This window comes from Nocardia sp. NPDC127526 (genome assembly GCF_042672265.1).
GTDB lineage: Bacteria > Actinomycetota > Actinomycetes > Mycobacteriales > Mycobacteriaceae > Nocardia.
The window spans coordinates 211,650-234,685 of record NZ_JBHXVO010000008.1; the positions used below are offsets into that span (position 1 = coordinate 211,650).

General features: G+C 69.7%; 16 protein-coding genes and 1 pseudogene. 12 read left to right on the forward strand and 5 right to left on the reverse strand.

What is annotated here, in order from left to right; all coding sequences use genetic code 11:
* The first annotated feature begins 242 nt into the window (after nucleotides 1-242).
* From gnd to ACFVIV_RS17175, 4 genes are all read left to right on the forward strand, one after another.
* Nucleotides 243-1,271: a phosphogluconate dehydrogenase (NAD(+)-dependent, decarboxylating) gene (gene gnd / locus ACFVIV_RS17160; protein ID WP_379197232.1), complete on the forward strand. Its 1,029-nt coding sequence runs from the start codon at nucleotides 243-245 to the stop codon at nucleotides 1,269-1,271.
* Nucleotides 1,272-1,319: 48 nt separating this feature from the next.
* Nucleotides 1,320-2,480 (forward strand): glycoside hydrolase family 3 N-terminal domain-containing protein, encoded by a 1,161-nt coding sequence (locus ACFVIV_RS17165; protein WP_379197234.1) that lies wholly within the window; start codon nucleotides 1,320-1,322, stop codon nucleotides 2,478-2,480.
* 104 nt (nucleotides 2,481-2,584) lie between these two features.
* On the forward strand, nucleotides 2,585-3,184 hold the full coding sequence (locus ACFVIV_RS17170; protein WP_379197236.1) for a TetR/AcrR family transcriptional regulator: 600 nt from the start codon (nucleotides 2,585-2,587) through the stop codon (nucleotides 3,182-3,184).
* Nucleotides 3,185-3,241: 57 nt separating this feature from the next.
* The gene (locus ACFVIV_RS17175) at nucleotides 3,242-4,378 is read left to right on the forward strand and encodes a DUF5685 family protein (protein ID WP_379197238.1); all 1,137 of its coding nucleotides are present in this window, start codon (nucleotides 3,242-3,244) and stop codon (nucleotides 4,376-4,378) included.
* Between the two features lie 382 nt (nucleotides 4,379-4,760).
* On the opposite strand, the gene ACFVIV_RS17180 is transcribed toward ACFVIV_RS17175, so the two are convergent.
* Both ACFVIV_RS17180 and ACFVIV_RS17185 read right to left on the reverse strand, forming a co-directional pair.
* Complete coding sequence (locus ACFVIV_RS17180; RefSeq protein WP_379197240.1) at nucleotides 4,761-5,630, reverse strand: MaoC family dehydratase; 870 nt, start codon at nucleotides 5,628-5,630, stop codon at nucleotides 4,761-4,763.
* A complete protein-coding gene (locus ACFVIV_RS17185) occupies nucleotides 5,627-6,985 on the reverse strand; it encodes a 3-oxoacyl-ACP reductase (RefSeq protein WP_379197242.1) in 1,359 nt (452 codons plus the stop codon). Before ACFVIV_RS17185 ends, ACFVIV_RS17180 begins: the two co-directional genes overlap by 4 nt.
* Before the next feature lie 143 nt (nucleotides 6,986-7,128).
* Here ACFVIV_RS17185 and ACFVIV_RS17190 point away from each other — a divergent pair, with 143 nt between their 5' ends.
* A complete protein-coding gene (locus tag ACFVIV_RS17190) occupies nucleotides 7,129-8,451 on the forward strand; it encodes an acetyl-CoA C-acetyltransferase (RefSeq protein WP_379197244.1) in 1,323 nt (440 codons plus the stop codon).
* Between the two features lie 134 nt (nucleotides 8,452-8,585).
* Here the strand turns inward: ACFVIV_RS17190 and ACFVIV_RS17195 are convergent, their stop codons facing one another.
* A complete protein-coding gene (locus tag ACFVIV_RS17195; protein WP_379197246.1) occupies nucleotides 8,586-9,977 on the reverse strand; it encodes an ADP-ribosylglycohydrolase family protein in 1,392 nt (463 codons plus the stop codon).
* Nucleotides 9,978-9,982: 5 nt separating this feature from the next.
* Nucleotides 9,983-10,423, reverse strand: coding sequence for a hypothetical protein (locus ACFVIV_RS17200; RefSeq protein WP_379197248.1), 441 nt, complete (start codon nucleotides 10,421-10,423; stop codon nucleotides 9,983-9,985).
* A 273-nt stretch (nucleotides 10,424-10,696) separates the two neighbouring features.
* On the opposite strand from ACFVIV_RS17200, the gene ACFVIV_RS17205 reads away from it, so the two are divergent.
* From ACFVIV_RS17205 to ACFVIV_RS17220, 4 genes are all read left to right on the forward strand, one after another.
* A complete protein-coding gene (locus ACFVIV_RS17205) occupies nucleotides 10,697-11,182 on the forward strand; it encodes a universal stress protein (protein ID WP_379197250.1) in 486 nt (161 codons plus the stop codon).
* Between the two features lie 122 nt (nucleotides 11,183-11,304).
* Complete coding sequence (locus ACFVIV_RS17210; protein ID WP_379197447.1) at nucleotides 11,305-12,396, forward strand: isochorismate synthase MenF; 1,092 nt, start codon at nucleotides 11,305-11,307, stop codon at nucleotides 12,394-12,396.
* 91 nt (nucleotides 12,397-12,487) lie between these two features.
* The gene (locus ACFVIV_RS17215; RefSeq protein ID WP_084528554.1) at nucleotides 12,488-12,658 is read left to right on the forward strand and encodes a DUF2613 domain-containing protein; all 171 of its coding nucleotides are present in this window, start codon (nucleotides 12,488-12,490) and stop codon (nucleotides 12,656-12,658) included.
* A complete protein-coding gene (locus tag ACFVIV_RS17220; RefSeq protein WP_379197252.1) occupies nucleotides 12,639-17,369 on the forward strand; it encodes an alpha-(1->3)-arabinofuranosyltransferase family protein in 4,731 nt (1,576 codons plus the stop codon). The genes ACFVIV_RS17215 and ACFVIV_RS17220 overlap by 20 nt, the downstream gene beginning before the upstream one ends.
* A gap of 19 nt (nucleotides 17,370-17,388) precedes the next feature.
* On the opposite strand, the gene ACFVIV_RS17225 is transcribed toward ACFVIV_RS17220, so the two are convergent.
* On the reverse strand, nucleotides 17,389-18,630 hold the full coding sequence (locus tag ACFVIV_RS17225) for an acyltransferase family protein (RefSeq protein WP_379197254.1): 1,242 nt from the start codon (nucleotides 18,628-18,630) through the stop codon (nucleotides 17,389-17,391).
* A 190-nt stretch (nucleotides 18,631-18,820) separates the two neighbouring features.
* Here ACFVIV_RS17225 and ACFVIV_RS17230 point away from each other — a divergent pair, with 190 nt between their 5' ends.
* The 3 genes and pseudogenes from ACFVIV_RS17230 to ACFVIV_RS17240 form a co-directional block, all read left to right on the forward strand.
* Entirely contained in the window at nucleotides 18,821-19,996 is a 1,176-nt protein-coding gene (locus ACFVIV_RS17230; RefSeq protein WP_379197258.1) for a DUF3068 domain-containing protein, read from the forward strand.
* 222 nt (nucleotides 19,997-20,218) lie between these two features.
* Nucleotides 20,219-21,610 carry a polysaccharide biosynthesis protein gene (locus ACFVIV_RS17235; RefSeq protein WP_379197261.1) on the forward strand — a complete coding sequence of 464 codons (1,392 nt, stop codon included), beginning with the start codon at nucleotides 20,219-20,221 and terminating at the stop codon, nucleotides 21,608-21,610.
* 90 nt (nucleotides 21,611-21,700) lie between these two features.
* Nucleotides 21,701-22,486: pseudogene (locus ACFVIV_RS17240) on the forward strand (hypothetical protein); the annotation flags it as partial.
* Nucleotides 22,487-23,036 lie beyond the last annotated feature (550 nt).

Here is a 23,036-nt window from a genome sequence, read left to right on the forward strand (position 1 = left end):
CGCGCCCCGGCCAGGCCGACAGCAAACTCTGTGCAACATCTCACCCGCATACCAAAAGAGCTCCGTGCGGTTGCCGGGTCGGGGGTCTGGCAACAGCACGGAGCCACCTCGTCTATCGACGCCCACCCGGGCGCGTTACACACCTTCGCCACGAGACCGGAAAATTCTTCCGCCCGGCGAACCTGGGACAATCGGACAAGTTGCCGCAATCAGGCAGTGAGACCGACACGAGGAGATGAGTCATGCAGCTCGGAATGATCGGGCTCGGCCGGATGGGCGCCAATATCGTGCGGCGCATCGTCAAGGACGGGCATACCGCGGTCGGCTACGAGCGCCACCGCCCGCATATCGACGAACTCTCCGGCGAACTGGGCGACAGCTTCGCCGGGACCACCGATCTGCCCAAGTTCGTGGCCATGCTCGAGGCCCCCCGCGTGGTCTGGGTGATGATCCCCGCCGGCGCCACCGGCGCGGTCATCGACGAACTATCCGGTCTGCTCGAACCCGGCGACATCATCATCGACGGCGGCAACAGTCGCTACCACGAGGACATCAAGCGCGCGAAGGCGCTCGGCCCCAAGGGCATTCACTATGTCGACATCGGCACCTCCGGCGGCGTGTTCGGCCTCACCCGCGGGTACTGCCTGATGATCGGCGGCGAAGCCGACACCGTCTCCTATCTCGAACCGCTGCTGAAATCCATCGCCCCCGGCGTCGACGCCGCCGAGCGCACGCCCGGCCGCACCGGCGAGCCCGGTCCGGCCGAGCAGGGCTATCTGCACTGCGGCCCCGCCGGTGCGGGCCACTTCGTGAAGATGGTGCACAACGGCATCGAATACGGCGCCATGGCCGCCTATGCCGAGGGCATGAACATCCTGCACAACGCCAATGTCGGCAAGCAGCAGGATCAGGAGCACTCCGCCGAGGTCACCCCGCTGGAGAACCCGGAGTACTACCGGTACGACATCGACGTCCCCGAGGTCACCGAGGTGTGGCGGCGCGGTTCGGTGGTCGCCTCCTGGCTGCTCGACCTGACCGCCGCCGCGCTGCACGCCGATCCCGGCCTGGACTCCTTCGGCGGGCGCGTCTCCGACTCCGGTGAAGGCCGCTGGACAGTCGACGCCGCCATCGACGAGGGTGTGCCCGCGCCGGTGCTGTCGGCGGCGTTGTTCCAGCGTTTCTCCTCGCGCGGCAATGCCCTCTACGCCGACAAGGTGCTCTCCGCCATGCGCCAGGCCTTCGGCGGCCATCACGAGCTGCCCAAGCAGTAAGCGGCCCTTGGCACCCCGCGGCGCGCACGGCCAGCTACCGTCGGGGGCATGCGCATTGTCCCGGGGATCGTCCTCGCAATGACCGCGGTCGTGCTGACCGCCTGCTCGGGCGGCGGCTCCGCCCCCTCCAACGAATCGGCAACCCGCAGCACCGAATCCGGCGGCAGCACGGCGCCCACGACCACGACCGGGCAGCAGGACTGCGCGGCCGGCTATCTGGCGCAGTTCACGCTGCGGCAGAAGCTGGCCCAGCTGCTCACCGTGGGCGTGACCGGGGCCGCGGACGCGGAGAACGTGATCGCGACCGAGCAGGTCGGCGGCATCTTCGTCGGCGGCTGGACCGATAAGTCCATGCTGTCCGGCGGGCGGATGGAGCAGGTCAAGGCCGCGGCGCGCACCCCGCTCATGGTGACCATCGACGAGGAGGGCGGCCGGGTCTCCCGGGTCAAGGACCTGATCGGACCGGCCCCGTCCGCGCGGGTGGTCGCGCAGACCATGAGCCCGGACGAGTTCTATCGGTTCAGCCTGGAACGCGGGCAGAAGTTGAAGGCGCTGGGCATCACCGTGGATTTCGCGCCCGACGTGGACGTCAGCGGCCAGCCCGATGATTCGGTGATCGGCGACCGGTCCTTCTCCGACGATCCGGCCGTGGTGGTGCAGTACGCGGACGCCTACATCCGCGCCATGACCGAGGCCGGCGTGGGCACGGTCATGAAGCATTTCCCGGGTCACGGCTCCGGCTCCGGCGATTCGCACACCGGCGCGGTGCGCACGCCGCCGCTGGCCGACCTGCAGGACAAGGATCTGGTGCCCTACCGGGAGCTGGTCGGCTCGGGCGCGGGCGTCATGGTCGGGCATCTGGATGTGCCGGGGCTCACCGAGCCGAATATTCCGGCGAGCATCAGCCCGCAGGCGATGGCGCTGCTGCGGCAGGGCGCGGGATACGGTGCGGCGCCCTTCGACGGTGTGATCTTCACCGATGATCTGAGCGGCATGGCGGCCATCACCAGCCGCATGGGCATTGCCGACGCGGTGGAAGCCGCCCTGGTCGCGGGGGCCGACAATGCCCTGTGGATCAGCACGGACGCGGTGTCGAGCGTGCTCGATCAGCTCGAACAGGCCGTCGCCGCGGGCCGGCTGCCGGGACACCAAGTGGATGCTTCGGTGCTTCGCATGGCAAAGTTCAAAGGCACCGCCCCGCAGTGCTGAGGGCCCAGTCGGCGAATCACCGGCAATTCACACTCACGGAACTTACCTTGGAGTAAGATAGGGGCTTCATCCCTGCTTTGAACAAGCACGGTCTAGGAGAGTGAATGGCAGGCGGAACGAAACGGCTTCCTCGCGCTGTGCGCGAGCAGCAGATGCTCGATGCCGCCGTGGAGGTCTTCTCGCGCAAGGGGTATCACGACACCTCCATGGACGCGATCGCCGCCGAGGCGAAGATCTCCAAGCCCATGCTCTACCTGTACTACGGCTCCAAGGACGAACTCTTCCGGGCCTGTATCCACCGGGAGAGCATGCGCTTCATCGAGGCCGTCGCGGTCGCGGGCAACCCCAAACTCACCCCGCACGAGCAACTCCGCGCCGGCCTCGAGGCATTCCTGTCCTATGTCGACCAGAACCGGCTGTCCTGGCAGGTGCTCTACCGGCAGGCCCTGGGTCAGCAGTCCTTCGCCTCCGAGATCCTCAACAGCCGCGACCGGATCATCGAGCTGACCTCCAAACTGCTCGAATCCAGCGCCAAATACGCCGAGCCCGGCACCAATTTCGAAGTGGTGGCGGTCGCGGTCATCGGCGCGGGCGAGGCCATCGCCGACCGGGTCGCCGCCGGGCAGGTGGATATGGCCGAGGCCGTGGATCTCATCGACAACCTCGCCTGGCGCGGTCTGGCAGGCAAGAAGAAGGACGTATAACTTCTCCACCAGGACGGCCGGATCGTTCGGCCGGGGACGGGGAACACGTTGTTCGGATTGCTCACGCCATGTGCGCACAGTGCCGCCGACTACGGCATGGACACCACCGCCTGGCAAACCCAGATGTGCGGACTCTGCCTGGGCCTGCGGGACGGGCACGGCCAATTGGCCCGCGCCGCAACCAATACCGACGCCATCGTGCTGGGCGTGCTCACCGAGGCCCAGCAGGACCGGCCCGCGGCCCGCACCACCGCCGGACCATGCCCCTTGCGCGGCATGCGGCGAGCCAGCGTCGCGCCCGCCGACTCACCCGGGATCCAACTGGCCGCCACCGCGTCACTGCTGTTGGGCGCGGCCAAGATCCGGGATCACGTCGACGACGGGGACACCGGCCGCCTCTCCGCGGGACCGCTCACGCGCGTCTCCGACCGCTGGCGCGCCCGGGCGCAGGCGGCCGCGGCTCCGATCGACTTGGATATCGAACCGCTCATCGCGGCGATCGAATCCCAGGCCCGGCTGGAGAACTCCGCCGACAGCCGGCTCGACGACCTGACCGCGCCGACCCAGCTCTGCGCTGCGGAACTGTTCGCGCACACCGCGATTCTCGCCGGAAAGCCCGAAAACGCGGACGCGCTGCGGGAAGCCGGATGGCATTTCGGTCGCATCGCTCATCTCGCCGATGCCATCGAGGATCTGGACGAGGACCGGGAGCGGGGGCGGTTCAACCCGCTCGCGGCCACGGGAACCAGCGCCGAGCAGGCGCATGCGCTACTGCACGAATCGAATTCGCTGCTGCGGGCGGCGCTGACGCGCGTCGGCCTGGAACGCGCCGCCACTGTGCGCTGGATGCTGCTGGATCCGCTCACCAGCGTCGTCCGCAGGCTGGGCCGGGTCTCCGGTGTGGCGCACGTCTGCGCGAGCGCCCGCCACAGCAAATCCCCGTACGAGAAGCGAAAGGTCGAACCCACGCGCAAGAAGTGCGTGGTCGAACCCAAACGCGCGAAGCCGACTCTCCTGGAGGGCATCGGCATCATCTGCACCCAGTACTGCACCTGCTACGCCTGCTGCAATGACCACAACCGCCCGTGCAGCGGCGAACCCAAGGATCCCTGGATCAAACGCTGCGGCTGCGATGGATGCGGTGACTGCGGCGATTGCTGCAACTGTTGCGAATGCTGTGGTTGCGACTGCTGAACAACGTCAGAGCCGCGCGCCGATTCGCGGGCCGGATGTCGAAACCCCTGCGTGGCGACATACGGTGGCGATTCGGAGCGCGGCTCTTGTCCCGCCCCTGAGGGGCCGACGAGGTCGGCTGCCCGACCCTACCTGGGGTAGCAGGGCATTGTCGCCGGAAGACGACCAGTCGTCCCTTGTCGGCCCCGGCTCTGATGAGCGTATGGCGCATCTGCGCCACGACCCTCGCAGCTCCTGAGGTCTCGGGTACCTGCTCCGGAGAATCCCGAGGACCCACAGCTCTCGGGTTTCGGCGGCTCGCCCCTGAGAGTCCCGAGGGCCCTCGACTCCCGGGGTTTCAGGGGCTTGCCCCTGAGAGTCCCCGAGAGTTGGGTCCTCCTGTTCAGCGGATGGTCGCGGTGAGGTGGGGGTAGCCCTTCTTGGGGTGCTTCAGGGCGAGGTCCCAGCCGTCGGCGACCTTGTCGGCGTACACGTTGACCGTGGACGGGAGGAAGATCGGCTTGCCGAATTTCACGGCGTAGGCGGCCTTTTCGGGAATCCGGCCCTCGATGGCGCCGAGAATGGCCGCCGCCGACCACATGCCGTGCGCAATGGGCTTGGGGAAGCCCAGCGCCTTGGCGCCCAGCGCGGACATGTGGATGGGGTTGCGGTCACCGGAGGCGGCCGCGTAGCGGTGGATCATGCCCTGATCCACACGCAGCTGACGCAGCGGCAGCGGCGGCTGCTCGTCCGGCTTGGGTTCCGGCTTGGGCCCGCCCGACAGCGAGGTCTTCTGCTGGTGCAGGAAGGTGGTGACCTGCCGCCACACCTGCTCGCGACCCACGCTGACCTCGCTGATGGCATCCACCAGCAGGCCCTTGGGATGCTCGCGCAGGTTCTCGATGTGGGTCTTGATATCGAGCGGCTCGGAGACCGAGATGTCGCGGGTGCGCTCGATCAGGTTCTCCGCGTGCACCGCGCCGACCGCCACGAACGGGAAGTCACGCTGCACCACCAGCGCCATGGCGAGCGGAAAGGTGAGCACGAACGGGTAGGTCAGCGGCAGCGCGTCGCCGAACCGCAGCCCGGTGGCATGGCAGTAGGCGGCCAGGTGGTCGGGATCGACCTTGAACCCTTCGAGGGTCAGCGACCGGTCCGGGATCTCCTGCTTGCGGTTGGCGAGCCCCGGCACCGGCAGCGCGCCCAGGGCGGCCTTCAGGTACAGGCCGCCCGCCTTGGGCACCTCGGTGAGCGTGTGATTCTGGCTCATCATGCTCCGATCAGGCTCTGACCGCAGACGCGAACGATATTGCCGCTCACCGCATTCGAGGCCGGGGAGGCGAAGTAGGCGATGGTCTCGGCGACGTCGACGGTCTGGCCGCCCTGCAGCAGCGAGGACATCAGGCGGCCGGCCTCACGGGTGGCCAGCGGGATGGCGGCGGTCATGGCGGTCTCGATGAAGCCGGGCGCCACGGCATTGATGGTGATGCCCTTCTCGGCCAGCTTGGGGGCCTCGGCATTGACCATGCCGATGACGCCGGCCTTGGAGGCGCCGTAGTTGGTCTGGCCGCGGTTGCCCGCGATGCCGGCGATGGAGGACACGTCGATGACGCGGCCGCCGGACTTCAGCGCGCCCGCGGCGACCAGGCCCTCGGTAATGCGGTGCGGCGCGGCCAGGTTCACATTGATGACCGAGTTCCAGCGGCCCTCGTCCATGTTCGCGAGCAGCTTGTCGCGGGTGATGCCGGCATTGTGCACGACGATGTCGATGCCGCCGAAGCGCTCGGCGGCGAAGGCGGCCAGCTTCTCCGCGGCGTCGGCGGCGGTGACGTCCAGCGCGAGGGCGGTGGCGCCTACCTTGTTGGCGGTGGCCGACAGCGCCTCACCGGCGGCCGGGATATCGGCGACGATGACGGTCGCGCCATCGCGGGCGAAGACCTCGGCAATGGTGGCGCCGATGCCGCGGGCGGCGCCGGTGACCACGGCGACCTTGCCTTCGAGGGGCTTGTCCCAGCTGGCCGGGGCGGTGGCGTCGTCCTTGCCGACCCGGAAGACCTGGCCGTCGACGAAGGCCGACTTGCCGGAAAGCAGGAAGCGCAGGGTGGATTCGACGCCGGTGGCCGCGGCGGCGGCCTCGGGGTGCAGGTAGACCAGGTTGGCGGTGGCGCCCTTGAGCAGTTCCTTGGCGACCGAGCGGCTGAAGCCCTCCAGGGCGCGCTGGGCGATCTGCTCGTCCACGGACGCGGCCAGTTCCGGCGTGGTGCCGATGACCAGGATGCGGCCGGAGGCGGCGACGCTGCGCATGGCCGGCTGGAAGAAGTCGAACAGCTGCTGCAATTCCTCGACGGTGCGGATGCCGGTGGCGTCGAAGACCAGGCCGCCGAACTTCACGCCGGGGGTGACGGAGTCCACGAAGGTGTAGTCCGACAGCAGGTTTCGCACGGCGTCGGCGACGCGGCCCTTACCGCCCACCAGCACCGGGCCGGGCAGCGGCGGCTGGCCGGCGACGTAGCGGCGCAGGTTCTCCGGCTGCGGCAGGCCGAGCTTGCTGGCCAGGAACGCGCCCGGAGCGGAGTGGATGAAGGATCCGTACAGGTTGGGAGCGCCCTTGCTCTTGCTGGCAGCCACTTTTCCTACCTTCTCTGTCTCGGTTGCGGGATACCCGGTGTCGACAATGAACTTACTCCAGAGTAAGTTTAATGTAAACCGACCGACGCCGGTCCCGCGGGATCGGCCGTGACGGACATCCCCGACGAGATCTGGAGACTCGAGTGACCACCAAAGCCCGTTCGGCGAAGACCGCGGCCAAGAGCAGCAAGCAGGCCCGCCCCGTTGCGATCCTGGGCGGCAACCGGATTCCGTTCGCCCGGTCGGACGGCAAGTACGCGCACGCCTCCAACCAGGACATGTTCACCGCCGCGCTGAACGGTCTGGTCAGCCGCTTCGGCCTGCAGGGCGAGCGCCTGGGCATGGTCGTCGGCGGCGCGGTGCTCAAGCGCGTCGGCGAGCACGGCATGATCCGCGAGAGCGTCCTCGGCTCCACCCTGTCGCCCTACACCCCCGCCCATGATCTGCAGCTGGCCTGCGGCACCGGCCTGCAGTCCATCGTGACCGTGGCCGACGGCATCGCGCTGGGCCGGCTGGAGAACGGCATCGGCGGCGGCACCGACACCACCTCGGACGCGCCGATCGGCGTCAGCGAGTCCATGCGCGAGTGGATGCTGGACGCCAACCGCGCCCGCAACAACAAGGATTACGTCAAGCTGGTCGGCCGGCTGCGGCCGTCCATGGTCGGCATCGAGATCCCGCGCAATGCCGAACCGCGCACCGGGCTGTCCATGGGCGAGCACGCCGCCATCACCGCCAAGGAATTCGGCATCGCCCGCGAGGCCCAGGACGAGCTGGCCTACCTGTCGCACAAGAACATGGCCGCCGCCTACGACCGCGGGTTCATGGACGACCTCATCACCCCGTTCCTGGGCCTGACCCGCGACGACAACCTGCGTCCCGGCTCCACCCTGGAGAAGCTGGCCACCCTCAAGCCGGTCTTCGGCACCAAGCTGGGCGACGCCACCATGACCGCCGGCAACTCCACTCCGCTCACCGACGGCGCCTCCGCGGTGCTGCTGGGCAGCGAGGAGTGGGCGGCCTCGCGCAATCTGTCGCCGCTGGCCTACCTGGTCGACTCCGAAGTCGCCGCCGTCGACTACATCCACGGCCCGGACGGGCTGCTCATGGCCCCGACCTACGCGGTGCCGCGCCTGCTCGCCCGGAATGGGCTGACGCTGCAGGACTTCGACTACTACGAGATCCACGAGGCCTTCGCCTCCGTGGTGCTCGCCACCCTGCAGGCGTGGGAGTCGGACGAGTACTGCAAGGGGCGGCTGGGCCTGGACGGCGCGCTGGGGCCGATCGATCGCAGCAAGCTCAATGTCAACGGGTCCTCGCTCGCCGCGGGTCACCCGTTCGCCGCCACGGGCGGGCGCATCATCGCTCAGACCGCCAAGCAGCTGGCGGAAAAGGGCGGCGGGCGCGCACTGGTTTCCATTTGCGCCGCCGGAGGTCAGGGTGTTGTCGCTATTGTTGAGCGCTGACAGCCAAGGACTTTCGCGTCGGTAGGTAGGCGCGGGGGATAAGAGGGCGGCATCGGGTCCCGGACGACGACCAGATGCCGCCCTTTCAACTCTCGTGGCTCTCAGGGGCTTCCCCTGAAACCCCTTACCAGCTCTCAGACGGCTTCCCCTGAAACCCCTTTACCGACCAGTCGCACAGTGCGGGCGGCCAATTCGGAGATGCTGCTGCCGTCATAGCCGGCTACCGCGCTGCGGAGGCGGTCGTGGAAGGGGTCGGTCCAGTGGGCGGGGATGGCGGCGGCTCCGGTGAGGATGCCCGCGACCGAGCCGGCGGTGGCCGTATTGGAGTCGGTGTCCCAGCCGCCTTGGACGGTGAGGGCGATGGTTTTGGTGAAATCGCCTTCGCCCCAGAGCAGTCCGGCCGCGATGACGCAGGCGTTGCCGATGGCGTGCACCCAGTTGTAGCGGGAGTGGCGGGCGCGGATCTGGGCGATGGCCTCCTCCCAGCTGCGGCCGTCGCCGTGGTCGAGGACCACTTCGGTCAGGGCGATGCCGAGGCGGGACTGGGCGGGGATCACCGTGTGCGCGGCGAGCAGGGCCTGTTCGGGGTTGGGCGCGGTGAAGGACGCGGAGATCAGCGCCGCCGCCCACCTGGCGGCCCATAGTCCGTTGCCCACATGGGAAACCGAGGCATCGCGGGCGGCAAGGGCCGCCGCGCGCGACGGATTGCCCGGGTTCGTGTAGCCGTGGATGTCGGCGCGGATGAGGGCGCCGATCCACTCCCGGTAGGGATTGCGGTAGGTGGCGGTGTCGGGCGGGGCGTAGCCGTCGATCAGATTGCGGTAGGCGACGCGTTCGGCGGTGTAGGTCTGCAGGAACGGCAGCCGTTCCAGCCACAGCGCCGCGACATCGTCGGCGGTGAAGGCCGGGCCGTGCTGTTCGAGCAGGTGCAGGCCGAGCACGGTGTAGTCGAGATCGTCGTCGCGCGGGCAGCCGTCGATATTGCCCAGCGTGGATTCCGGCCAGGTCCAATGCAATTCGGCATCCGGCGGCATGGGGTCGCGGACCGGCACGTAGTCCCGCAGCGGATACGCGCCGATGGGGTCGAGGTAGCCGCGGATGCGCCGCGGCGTCCACACGAACCCGTTCTCCAGCGGCTTGCCCAGGGTGCACCCCACACAGCGGCCCAGCCAGCCGCCGTGAATACGGTCCGGTAGCTCCGCCGAATGCCGCAGCGCGGCAGCCGGACTCGCCACCGGTGTGGTCGCGGGCGCGGTCACGGGATCGAATTCCGCGGCGGCGTCCACCCATTCGGTGTACGGCCACTCGGGCAGCCGCGGCGCGGACTCGATGCGATCCAGCAGCCGCCAGCAGGCCGCCTCCATGGGCAGGTCGGTATTGGTGAGCTCACGCACCTCCTCCGCGAAATCGTCCACCGCATAACCGGATTCGCGCCGCTGACACCATTCGTAGTACAGCAGCGCCCGCGGATCGGCCTCGTGATGGCCGAAGAACGCCGATTCCACCGTGTTCGACGTCGTGTCCACCGGCATCAGAGCACCGCTCGGGTGGCGGCGACCACCTCCGAGAGCAGGGGCAGGGACTCGTCGCGCTGGGGTGCGCGCGCCCACCAGCGCCCCTCATGGGTATGCCTGCCGAAACCGGTGGGCAGGATGACATTGCTACGATGTGGTCCGATGTCCACGCTGTTCCGCTCCAGTAGTTCGAGACATTCCTCCGAGGGGTATCCATCGAACACCGCGAGAAACGTTCGGCGCGGCGGTTTTTCCCGGACCAATACGGGTCCGGGCGTACCGCGCACGGTGAGTTCGCCGAGTATCAAGGCGCCCAACGGTTCCGGCGTGTTCAGGGCCGCGACGGTGTCCACCAGAGGTAACACCACGAATCCGGGTGTGGTCACGTGCACATGGGGTAACCCGAACAGTGAGCGGTATACCCGTGCCCACTCCTGCGGGGTCGTCAGCTCGTCCAACCGCACATTCCACCCCTCGTTCGGGCCCTGCTCCAACGACGGCGATGTCGATCGTCGGCACGAGAAGCCGACGTTTCCAGTGAAAACCGGACCGAGCCCCGGCACCACTGAATTGGGTGAATCGTTCGCAAACTGTGGAGAGACTGTGGTGCTTTCGTTCGGAGTCGCTACAAGTCCCGGCCGGGACCTGCCGCGTAGCGCGGGGTCCGTGCATCGCACTCTTTCCGGAGTAGGCTCGGGTCGGAGACATGCGTTCCTATCAGGAGGTTCGTCATGCCGTGCGATTTGATGCTCATCGCCTACGACGGGTCCGAGAATGCGCGGCGGGCCGTCGAATACGCGGGCCGTTTCCTGTCCGCGAACAGAGCGGTCGTGCTCACGGCCTGGGAGCCGATGGTGCGCCAGGCGGCGCGCCTGTCCGGGCTGTCCGGGGTCATGCAACCGGAATGGGTGCCCGACGACGAGATCGAGGACGTCGCCTTCGTCGACGCCAAGAACATCAATGCCGAAGGGGTGCGGCTGGCCAAACTGGCCGGGCTGAACGCCGAGGCGCGCACCGCCGAATGCACCACCACCATCTGGAACGCCATTGTCGAGGTGGCGGACGAACTGGATGTGGACATCATTGTGGCCGGCACCCGCGGAGCCACCGGAATCCGGGCGCTGCTGCACTCCAGCGTGGCCGACGCGGTGGTCAAGCACAGTCATCGCCCGGTGCTCATGGTGCCGCCCGGCAAGGAACCCGCGCCAAAAGGCTGAGTGGCACAACAGCACTGAGCTGTGGTGGAAGCGCCGTGCGGCGCGGCAGGCCCGACACCCACTGAGAGCTGTATCGCTCTCCGGGTTCGCCGCCGCGCGGCCGGACTATGGTCGAGAACATCATGGACGGATTCCTGCTCGCGACGCCCGACGGCGTCGTCCGCACCACCGGCGTCCGCACCGCGTTCGACAGCGCGAGTGCCGCCGCCGCGGCGCTGCGCATCGGATCCGCCGACCTCATTGTCGGCGCCCTCCCCTTCGATCCCGGCCGTCCCGCCGCGCTCTGCGCACCCGCCGAGGCGGCGCACACCGTGGGACCGTGGCGGCCCGCCGCGCTGCCCGACCTGCCGCCGGTGCGGGTCGTCTCCGAAATGCCCAGTCCCGCAGAGCATGTGGCGCGCGTGACGAAACTCGTCGAGCAGCTCGGCGATCCGGGACAGCCCTTGCGCAAGGTGGTAGCCGCCCGCTCCCTGCTGGCCGAGGCCGACGCCCCGCTGGAGCCGGAGGTCATCGCGGCGCACCTGGTCACCCGGCATCCGCGCGCCAATGTGTACGCCGTCGACCTCACGCCCGCGGGACGCCCCGGCGACGTGCTGCTCGGCGCGACACCCGAGGTCCTGGTCGCCCGGCACGGCCGCACCGTCAGGCTGCGCCCGCTGGCCGGGACCCTGCCCCGCCTGACCGATCCCGGCGCGGATGAGGCGCAGGCCCGGGAGCTGCTGGCCAGCACGAAGAATCGCGAGGAGCACGCCTACGTCGTCGAATGGATCCGGCGGCAGCTGGCGCCCGTCTGCGTCGAGCTCACCGTCCCGGAGGGCCCGGAACTGCTGAGCACCCCCGAGGTCTGGCATCTGGCCACGCCCATCACCGGCCGGTTGCGCGATCCGGAGATCACCGCCCTGGATCTGGCGGTCCTGCTGCACCCCACCCCGGCCGTCTGCGGCACACCCACCGACCTGGCCCTCGACGCCATCCGCGACCTGGAGGGCGAACGCGGCTTCTACGGCGGCGCGGTCGGCTGGTGCGACGATCGCGGCGACGGCGAATGGGTCGTCGCCATCCGCTGCGCCGAACTCGCCGCCGACGGCCGCTCGCTGCGCGCCTTCGGCGGCGGCGGCATTGTCGCGGCCTCGGATCCGCAGGTCGAGCTGGTGGAGACCACCGCGAAACTGCGCACCTTCCTGGGTGGTCTGCACTGCGCCGTCCCGGAGTAAATGCCAGACGGTACGGACCTCGCTGCCTACCGGAGATCAACCTGCTAGGTTTGCTCGAGTTACGCATGCGTCGATGTATGGGAGTACCGCGATGAAGTTTGCCGTTCCTGGTGTAGCGAGCGCTGCCGGCGGAGCCCTCCTCGGCCTGGCCGCGGTGCTGGTCATCACGATGGCTGCGTCGCAGGACAAGCGTCCCGATGTCGACCGCAGCGGCGACGCGTCCTCGTCGCTGCTCAACAACGTTGAGTACGGCGCCCGCTGACAACCGGCTGACCTCCGTTCCACCCGCGCCGACCGGTCCGGCCGAGGACCGGTCGCCGACTACCGCACCGCTGGGCCGCCGCTGGCTGCTCGGCACCGTCATCGCCGCATTCCTGCTGACCTTCCTGCAGGCGCCCGGCCGCACTGTCGCCGACACCAAATACGATCTGGCGCAGAATCCGCTCGGCTTTCTCGAGCGCGCCTCCCACCTGTGGAGCAGCCAGGCGCCCATGGGTCAGGTGCAGAACCAGGCGTACGGGTACTTCTTTCCGCACGGGGCGTTCTTCTCCCTCGGCAATCTGCTCGGACTGCCCGCCTGGGTGACCCAGCGCATCTGGTGGGCGCTGCTGCTGCTCGCCGGGTTCTGGGGCATCATCCGGCTCTGCGAAACCCTCGGGATCGGCAGCCGGGGATCGCGTGTCATCGCCGCGATCGCCTTCGCGCTGTCCCCGCGCGTGCTCACCACGCTGGGTTCCATCTCCTCCGAGACCCTGCCGATGATGCTCGCGCCCTGGGTGCTGCTGGCCCCGGCCGCACTCGGTGTGGCATTGCGAAGGCAAGGCACGGGTGCCACCACCACGGTCACCGCCGACCCGACCCCCGCCACTTCGGCCCTGAATTCCGTCATCCCGGCGCGCTTTTGGCCGGGATCCATCGCCCGCATCCGTAGATTCCGGCCAAAACCACGCCGGAATGACGAGGTTGACGGACGCTGGCAGGGCGCTGCCACGCCTGCCGGGAGTGCTCTTGCCCTGGCGCTCATGGGATCGGTCAACGCAGTCGCGACGGCCGCCGCGTTCCTGCCCGCCGCGCTGTTCTGGATGTCCTACCGCCCGAACCGGCGCTGGTGGCGGTTCACCCGCGCATGGATTCCGCTGCTGGTGCTCGCCACCTTCTGGTGGGCTGTGCCATTGCTGTTGCTGGGCAAGGTGAGTCCGCCGTTCCTGGACTACATCGAATCGTCGGGGGTGACCACGCAGTGGGCCTCGCTCGGGGAGGTGCTGCGCGGCACCGATAGCTGGACGCCGTTCGTCTCGCCGGAGCGGATCGCGGGCGCGGTGCTGGTGACCCAGCCCGCCGCCGTCCTCGCGACCGGCATGCTGGCGGCGGCCGGCATGGCGGGGCTGGCCATGCGCTCCATGCCGGCTCGCGGGCGGCTCACGCTGGTGCTGTGCGTCGGCCTGGTGGGCATCTGCGCCGGTTATGTGGGCGAATTGAGCGGACCGTTCGCGGAGCAGATACGGGTGTTCCTCGACTCCGGGGGCGCGCCGCTGCGCAATGTGCACAAGCTGGAACCGCTCATCCGATTGCCGCTGGTGCTGGGGCTGGCGCAGCTGCTGAGCCGGGTGCCCCTGCCCGCCTCGGTGCGAATGCCGGAGTGGCGCACGGCCTTCGCGCATCCGGAGCGGGATCGGATGGTGGCGGTCGGGGCGCTCATTCTCACCGCGCTGGCACTGTCCACCTCGCTGGCGTGGACGGGGAAGCTCGCGCCGCGCGGCGACTACGACAAGGTGCCGGACTATTGGCATCGGACCGCGGAGTGGCTGGCGGACAACGCCTCCGACACCCGCGCGCTGATCGTGCCGGGCGCGCCGTTCGGCAGTCAGGTGTGGGGATTGACCCGCGACGAGCCGATTCAGGCCCTGGCCAGTACGCCGTGGGCGGTGCGGGACGCGGTGCCGCTCAATCCTCCCGGCGCCATCCGGGCCATGGATTCGGTGCAGCGGCTCATCGCCGACGGGCGGCCCTCCGCCGGGCTGGCGGCCACGCTCGCCGATCAGGGCATCGGAATCCTGGTGCTGCGCAATGATCTCGATCCGGAGACCTCGCGGTCCACGCGGCCCATGCTGGCCCATCGCGCCATCGAGGGCTCGCCCGGGCTGAGCAAGGTCGCGGAATTCGGGGATCCGGTGCAGAGCGGGCAGGTCGAAGGACTCACCGCCGATGAGGATCTGCGGCCCGCCTATCCGGCCATCGAGATCTACCGGGTCGACGCTCGCGCGCCCGGCACGCCCGCCGAGGTGCGCAGCGGAACCGGTGCGCCCGGCGCGTTCCCCGGGGCGTACACGGTGCCGCTCGACGGCGTGCCCGTGGTGCAGGGCGGACCCGAGGTGGTGGAGCGGCTGCGCCGCGATCCGGCGACGCCCGGCGGACCCGCCCTGCTCGCCGCCGATGCCGCGGCGGCCGGGCTGCCCATCGAGAACCTCACGGTCACGGACACTCCCATGGATCGGGAAACCGATTTCGGGCGGGTGGACAACCACAATTCGGCACTGCGCGCCCCCGGTGAGGCGCGCCGCACCCACAATCTGGTCCCCGACTACGCGGTGCCCGGCGCGCCGCTGGTGGAGGGCGAATGGTCCGGGGCCACCCTCACCGCCTCCAGCGCCGCCGGTGACGCCACCCAGCTGGGCGGGGCCGCGCCCGGCAGCTCCACCGCCGCCGTGGTGGACGGCGATCCGGCGACGGCGTGGATCAGCAACGGCACCGAATACGCGGTGGGGCAATGGCTCCGGCTCGATCTCGACAAGCCGGTCAGTGCCGCGGCGCTGCGCCTGACCACCAGCGGGGCCGCCATCGGCAGCCCGGTGAAATGGCTGGAGGTCGAGACGGCCAAGGGCACGGTGGCCGCGCGGGTCACCGAACCGGGTGCGCCGGTGTCGATCTCGCTGCCGCCCGGGACCACCGACTGGATCAAGATCACCGCCAAGCGCACCGAGAACGGCAGCCGCGGCGGGCAATTCGGCATCAGCGAACTCAGCCTGTTCGACTACGCCGACCGCGACAACCCGGTGCAGGTGGATATCCGGCATCGCACCGTGCTGCCGCCCGTCCCCGCCGGGGCGCAGGTGCAGGGCTGGGCACTCGGACAGGAATTCCCCGGCCGCAGCGCCTGTTTCGACTCCCCAGACCGGGTGCGGTGCAGTAAGGCGCTCGCGCTCGCCGCGGAGGAACCCGGGCTGTTCGAGCGCACCCTGCAAGTGCCGCAGCCGGTCACCGTGACACCGGAGCTGCTCGTCCGCACCCGGCCCGGACCCGCACTGGAGAATCTGCTCGCCGATCCGGATCGGCCGGTCGCCCGCGGCCAGGCCGATGTCGCCGATCCGCGCGGCGCCGCGCTCGCCGCCACCGACGGCGATCCGCGCACCACGTGGACCGCACCGGAAACCACGGTCCGCAATCCGGCCGGCGCCAAACCCACCCTGACCATCGACCTGCCCGAACCGGCCCTGGTCACCGGCCTCGAACTGACGCCCTCCCTGGGTGATCTGCCCGCCCACCCCACCTCCGTCTCGGTCAATCTGGGCGACGGACCGCAGGTGCGCGAGGTCGATCCCGCCGCGGGCGTCCCGACCCGCGTCGACCTGCATCCGCGCGTCACCGACCGCATCGAGCTCAGCCTGCAGACCTGGGACGGCGTACTCGACCGCACCGCACTGGGTTTCGCCCAGGAACAGCCGCCCGGCATTGCCGAGGTCCAGGTCCTCGGGCCCGACTATCCGGCCCCCGCCCCCGCCGACCGCCTTATCACCATCGACTGCGCCGACGGCCCGACCATCGCTGCGGCGGGCAAGATTCTGCACACCGCGGTCGCCGGCACCGCCGCCGAATTCCGGTCCGGCGCACCACTACCCGCACACGTGTGCGCGGTGGAGGACGCCACCGCACCGGATGCGAGCGGTTCCGGCGGTGGCGCGGACGACCCCGGCGCGACGACCGGCAGCACGGACGGTCCCGGCGGGACGCCCGATTCCGCATCCACGCCCAACAGCGGCTCGGACAGCACCCGGATGACCGACGCGAGCGCGGAATTCGAGCTGCCGGCCGGACGCGTCGATATCACCGTCGCGCCGAACGAACTGTTCACCGTCGATGAGCTTCGCCTCGGCCGGGCCGAACCGGGAACCGATCCCCATGGGCAGCGAACCTCCGGCGATGCGGCGGTGCCGACAGCTGATTCACCGAGTTCCGAGGCCCTGCCCCCGCAGCCGCCGACGGCAGACGCCGATACCGCCGACGCCGGGCAGGCGACCGGTGAATCAGCTGCGCCCGAGGGCGATTCGGCGACTTCCGGGACCGACGCCACACGGTCGTCGACGAGCGAACCCGCGCGCGCGGGCGTGCGCGCCGCGCCCGGCACGCGACTGCTGGTCCTTCCCCTCAGTACAAATGTCGGCTGGCAGGCGCAGACCGCCGACGGCACGAAGCTCGAGCCGGTGGTGATCGACGGCTGGCAGCAGGCGTGGCTGTTGCCGCCCGGCGCCGACGGAGCGGTCACCGTCTCGTTCCCGGCGGATCGCTGGTACCGGTTGTCCATCTTCGGCGGTCTGCTGCTGCTCATCCCCCTTGCGGTCCTTGCCTTCCGGAGTGCGCGCACGCCAGTTAGGGACGCGGATCCCACGCCGCGCACCTGGCGCAGCCGCACCGCGGGCGCTCTCGGGCTGGCCGCCGCCACCGGATTGATCGCCGGTCCGGTCGGAATCGGCCTCACCGCAGTGGGACTCGTCGCCGCACGATTCCGGCCGCGCGGCTGGTCGCGCCTTCTCGTCGGCATCGCCGGTGCGGGAACGGCGATCTCCATGGCCGCGCTGTCCACCGGACCGTGGCGTTCGCCCGAGGGCTATCTGGGCGGTTCGCTGTGGGTGCAGCTGCCCGCGCTGGCGGCGATCGTCGCGGTCGGATTGGCCGCGCTGCCCACGCGGCGCGACTGATCGAGACCGCGCAGGGCCTTCAGCCGAAGCGGCGGCGGGTCCACACCCGCACCGGCTCCTCGATCAGCGCGTAGCTGGCGGCGGCCAGCGGCAGCGTGAAGAGCACGGTCAGCAGGTAGACCACCACGAAATCGCCCCGGAACGGCACGATGCCGAAAACCGGGAACACGATGGACAGCACGGCCAGATGCCAGATGAAGATGCCGTAGGACCAGCGGCCCAGGGCGGCGGCGGTGCGGCTCTCCAGCCAGCGGTGCGGAATATCCGGGCGCAGCACCAGCGGCGCCAGCAGGCCGAAACCGATGACGGTGCCCAGCGCCATCTTCCCCACGTACTGCCAGGGCTGGCCGTGCGTGAGCCCGGGCGGCCCGGCCAGATCGGTGGTCGCCAGCAGCATGGCGATCAGCGCGAGCGGCCACATGAGCCATCGATTGCCCGCGATCCGGCGCCACCGCGGCGCATCCTGATCCGCCAGTTCGGCCAGCAGCATTCCCGCGGCGAACCAGGGCAGATAGCCCGGCAGCCAGTTGTCGGCATTGGTGCCCTCGGGGGTCGGCACCGGCAGCAGATTCCAGCCCAGGCACAGCACGGCCACCGTCAGCACCGCGGGCACCCGCCAGCGCGCCCGCTGCCCGCGCAACCACGCCAATCCGAAGGCCAGCAGCGGAAGCACCAGGTAGAAGGCGACTTCCACGGACAGGCTCCACATCTGGGTGAGCCCATCGGTCAGCGTGTAGGGGACGAACACCTGCAGCAGGCCGAGATTCGCCAGCCATACCCGCAACCCGGCGGTATGCGCGGCATTGGGCAGCAGGATCAGCACCGCGAACACCACCGCCCAATAGGCGGGCAGGATGCGCGCCGCGCGATGCAGCAAATACCGTCCCGCCTTCGGTGCGGTCCCGAGGCCGCGCGCGGCCTTGGCGTGCGGGCGCCACAGCAGGAATCCGGACAGCGCGAAGAACACCGCGACGGCCATATCGAATCGCTCCCACACCCGGCCGAGCACCGGGTGCGCGGTGGCGCCTGTCTGGAATGCGACATGGGTCAGGACCACGCCGAGGGCCGCCAGGGCGCGCATGCCCTCCAGCGCCGGGACGAAACTGCCCAGCCGGGGGCGTGCGGAGGTGGTCGTCGCGGCATCCGATGCCGCCGTCACCTGCGCTTCGGGAATCGCGACGCCCTCCCGCTCACCAGGTGGTGAGTCGTCCGTCCGAACCGGGCGGGCCGGATCGGAGGAGGGGTGCAGCGTCGAAGTCATAGGGGTCCAGTTTGCATTGTCCCGCCCGTATCTGAGCACCCTGTGTTTGACTTAGGCGCGTTTCGCCAGGTTTTCCTGCCTCGGGGAGACGCATACCACGCCCGGACTGTTAGTGTCGGGGCTCACGAGTGCTGCGCGGCGACCGCAACGCTCACAAGAACGACCTGTTCGGATGACGAGGAGAACCTGCATGGCACTGAGTGCCGGTACCAGAAGGACGGTGGCCTGCCTGCTCGTAGGGCTGGGTGCGATGCTGCTCGTCGCCGCGATCATGATCCCCACCTATACGGTGAGCCGGCTCGCGAAGACCCCGCTGGACCTGGAGATCACGACCGTCGCGACCAATGTCCCGGGGACCCCCAGCGAGGTGCTGGACTCCAAGTCCCTGACTTCGGCAGAGGGCTCGGCGAAGGTGGACACCAACGTCCCCCTGGTCTCGCAGCGCTTCGTCACCGTCGAAGACCCCGCGAATGCGGAGGAGCTGACCATCCAGGCCGGTCAGACCCTGCGCCGCACCGACAAGCAGGGCGACACCGGCCTGCTCACCGCCACCATCGACCGCGTCACCGTGGACCGCAAGAGCGGTGAGCCGGTCAGCGAGGTCGACGGCGGACCCAATGGCGCCATCGCGGTGACCGTGGACAAGCAGGGCCAGTCCGTCATGGACCCGGTCCAGCACGTCGGCCTGCAGTACCGTTTCCCGATCGGCACCGAGAAGAAGACCTACCCCTACTTCGATCTCAACGCGCGCAAGACCTTCGACATCAACTTCGTCGAAGAGACCGAGATCAACAGCATGAAGGTCTACCACTTCCAGCAGACCATCCCGGTCACCGACCTGTCGACGGTCGCCAACGCCCCCACCAACAAGATCAGCGGTCTCACCGCCGCCAAGTGGGGCGTGGAAGGCGGGGACACCCCCATCACCATGACCCGCTTCTACACCAACACCCGCGACCTGTGGGTGGAGCCGGAGACCGGCACCGTGGTCAAGGGCGGCGAGCAGCTGCACCTCTACTACGCGCGCAGCGGTGACAAGCCCGAGGTGACCGCGCTCAAGGGCACCATCGTCTTCGACGAGAACACCGTCGAGTCGCAGATCGCCGTGGCCAAGGAGAACATCGACAAGCTGTCGCTCTACGGCCGCACCATGCCGATCATCCTCGGCATCATCGGCGCCATCGCCCTGATCGCCGGCGCCGTCATCGGCTTCCTCGGCGGCTCGGGCAGCGGCCCGGCCCCCGTGCGCCGCGTCGCCCCCGCGGGCGGCCCGGCACCGGCCCGGGGCGGCAACTTCGCCGATGCCCCGACCGAGCAGATCGACATCAGCAAGACCCAGCAGATCAATACGGACAAGAAGCCCTGATCCGCTGACCTGATCGAGCGGCCCCGCACCTTTCGGGTGCGGGGCCGCTCCATATTCACCCCGCCCACCGCGACACGGGGAAGGCGCGGCCGTTCCTGGCGCGGCGCCTGCCCCGAACCAAGCCGGCCCCGAAGTCCGCTGCGAACGCCCGGGAACCGCTGGTTCTACCGTGGGAGGCGGCCCTTCTCGTAGCACCCCGATACCAGGTGGGAGCATTGCATCGTGTCCGTTGTACGCCGTCTGCCCGTAGTAGCGGACCTGACCTTGGTCACGGCAGGCGCGATGACGGCGAACATCGCGGGCTATCTGCTGCAACTCCTCGCCAGCCGCTGGCTCGGCGTCACCGGCTACAGCCCCTTCGCCAGCCTGCTGGCCGTCCAACTCCTCTGCGCCGTCCCCGCGCTGGCCCTGCAGAATGTCGTGGCCCGCGAAATCGTCCGCGGCGCACCCCTTGCCGCCGCCCGCGGTCTGGCCCTGCGCTGCGCCGGACTGGTCGCGATCCTCGCCCTGGTGCTGGTCCCCGTCGTGAGCGCGGTCCTGAATGTCGGCCTGGCCGCCTCGGCCGCCGCCCTGTGCGCCGCGCCCGTGCTGGTCCTGCTCTCCGGTGAACAGGGTGTTCTCCAGGGCCGCAGCCGCTTCCGCGAACTGGCCATGGTGCTCGGTGGAGCGGGCATCGCGCGGGTCACCCCCGCGCTGATAGTGCTCGCCGCCGGCGGCGGAACCGCCCCGGCCCTGTGGGCCGCCGCCGCCGGTATCGCCATCGCCGCCGCCGCAGCCCGGCGCGCGGCGGATACGACATCGGTATCGACGAGTTCGCCCGCCGCTACGGCCCTTCCCCCGCAGCCCCTCGACCCCGGCGGGGCAGATCCCCGACCGCCTCTCGGCTCCGACGCGGCGGACCTCATCGGTACTCCCTCGGATTCGCAAGGCGCGGGCGGGAAGTCCGCGTCGAATCTGTCCGGCAGAGCGCGGAAGTATGTCGGGGACGTCGGCGTACTGCCGGTGTTCCGCGCGGCGCAGGTGCAGGCGGCGTTGATGGCGTTGTCGTCGGCGGATCTGCTGGTGTCGCGCATTGTGCTCAGCGAGGACGAGGCCGGGCGGTATGCGCTCGGGGCGATCGCGGCCAAGATCGCTTTCTGGCTGCCGCAGGCGGTCGGGGTCGTGCTGTACCCGAAAATGGCGCAGCCGCAGCATTCCGCGCGCGCCATGCGGTCGGCGCTGGCGGTGCTGGTCGGTGTCGGCGCTCTCGGGGTGCTCGGTGCGGCCGTGGCGGCGCCGCTCGCACCGCTGCTCGCCGGACAGGATTACGCGCCGGTGCAGGGCTATCTCTGGTTGTTCGCGCTGCAAGGCGCATTGCTCGCGGTGCTGCAGGGCGCGTTGCTCTCCGCGATCGCCGCGGACCGCACGGCCCCGGCCGCCATCACCTGGATCGGCCTGGCGATGGGCGTCACCGTCATGCTGATCTCCGCCCACTCGGTGCTGACCCTGATCACCATCGCCACGGCGACAGCGGCCCTCACCACCCTCGTCATCTCGGTCATAGCCCTGCGCACCGCCCGCACCGGAAACGAAAGCGCTGCGACCGTCCCCGATTCCGGGCCGGACGGCACGTAGGGTGCCCGTGTGAGCGAGGAGCCGAAGCCGCCGCGAACCCGCCTGCTGCCCATCCCGGCCACCTGGGTCCCCGCGGCCTACAGCCTGCTGCTGGCCGTACTCGTCCTCGGCCCCCTCCTGGGCTCCGGCTACCTGCTCCTCCGCGACGCCGTCAGCACCCCCCGCTCCTACCTCACCGACTCCGCCCTCGGCCTGGGCGACGCCGCCCCCCGAGCCGTCCCCCAGGACGCCCTGATCGCCGTCCTCTCCACAGTGATCGACGGCGGCCTAATCGTAAAAGCGATCCTCCTGTCAGCCATCTGGCTAGCAGGCTGGGGCGCGGCCGTCCTGTCCCGTGAACTCCTCCGAGCCCCCCTCGCCCCCCAACTGGTGGCCGCCACGGTCGCCATCTGGAACCCCTACGTAGCCGAACGCCTCCTCCAAGGCCACTGGAGCCTCCTCACCGGCTACGCCGCCCTCCCCTGGATCGCCGTACTGGCCACCAGAATCCGCACGGGTACAACACACACCCTGCTGACCTGGACCACACTCGCCGGTTGCCTGGCAGCCGCCGGGCTCACACCGACCGGCTCCCTACTAGCGGCCTGTGTCGCTCTGGTCCTGGTGGGGCGGCGGAATCTGCTTGGCACCCTTGCGCTCTGGATCGCCGCGTCCGCGCCCTGGCTGATGGCCACCGCCCTCTCGGGTGCGGGCGCCGAACCCTCCGATCCCGCAGGCGTCGCCGCCTTCGCCGCACGCGCCGAACCATGGCTCGGGACGCTGGGCAGCCTCGCCGGATTGGGCGGCATCTGGAACAGCACCGCGGTACCCGAGTCGCGCACAACGTTTTTCGCGCTCATCGGCACGGTCCTCCTGCTCGGCCTGGTCGCCACCGGCATACGCGCCGTCATCGGCCGCACCCCGGCACCCGCTGCCCTCCCGCTCGGGGGCCCGAACTCCGGTGACGAACACAGCACTCGCGCAGACGTATTCGATGCCGAGGGGATCGAGCCACCCGCCACGCATGCGGGCGAGGCGCGTACCGAACCGAGCGCGGATCCAGCCGGGCACAGCGCTCACCCGCCGAGTGGCGACGCTGAGCAGCGGCAGGCTCACCTACGCGGTGCGGGCACTGGGCGGAACCTCGATACATCAGGTGCCGCCCCGGTGCGGCAGGGCGCTCATGCACCGGGCGCGGGGGTTGCCAGGCCGGATGCCGAGGGAGTTGTTCGGTCGGCGCGTCGCAGGCTGGTAGCGCTCGCGGTGTTGGCGATCGTGCCGCCGGCACTCGGGGCGACGGGGTGGGGACTGTCGGCTGGAGAGTTTCTGGTGACGACGGTGCCGGGGGCCGGGCTGCTGCGGGATACGCAGAAGTTCGTGGCATTGGCTGTGCCTGCGTATGCGCTGTGCGCGGCAGCGGGCTGCCGGGTGGTGGCGCAGTGGATTG

Bases quoted from the DNA above. Each gene is read 5' to 3' on its own strand.
- gnd (WP_379197232.1), top strand. From the start codon at position 243: ATGCAGCTCGGAATGATCGGGCTCGGCCGGATGGGCGCCAATATCGTG.
- ACFVIV_RS17165 (WP_379197234.1), top strand. From the start codon at position 1,320: ATGCGCATTGTCCCGGGGATCGTCCTCGCAATGACCGCGGTCGTGCTG.
- ACFVIV_RS17170 (WP_379197236.1), top strand. From the start codon at position 2,585: ATGGCAGGCGGAACGAAACGGCTTCCTCGCGCTGTGCGCGAGCAGCAG.
- ACFVIV_RS17180 (WP_379197240.1), bottom strand. From the start codon at position 5,630: ATGATGAGCCAGAATCACACGCTCACCGAGGTGCCCAAGGCGGGCGGC.
- ACFVIV_RS17205 (WP_379197250.1), top strand. From the start codon at position 10,697: ATGCCGTGCGATTTGATGCTCATCGCCTACGACGGGTCCGAGAATGCG.
- ACFVIV_RS17210 (WP_379197447.1), top strand. From the start codon at position 11,305: ATGGACGGATTCCTGCTCGCGACGCCCGACGGCGTCGTCCGCACCACC.
- ACFVIV_RS17215 (WP_084528554.1), top strand. From the start codon at position 12,488: ATGAAGTTTGCCGTTCCTGGTGTAGCGAGCGCTGCCGGCGGAGCCCTC.
- ACFVIV_RS17225 (WP_379197254.1), bottom strand. From the start codon at position 18,630: ATGACTTCGACGCTGCACCCCTCCTCCGATCCGGCCCGCCCGGTTCGG.
- ACFVIV_RS17230 (WP_379197258.1), top strand. From the start codon at position 18,821: ATGGCACTGAGTGCCGGTACCAGAAGGACGGTGGCCTGCCTGCTCGTA.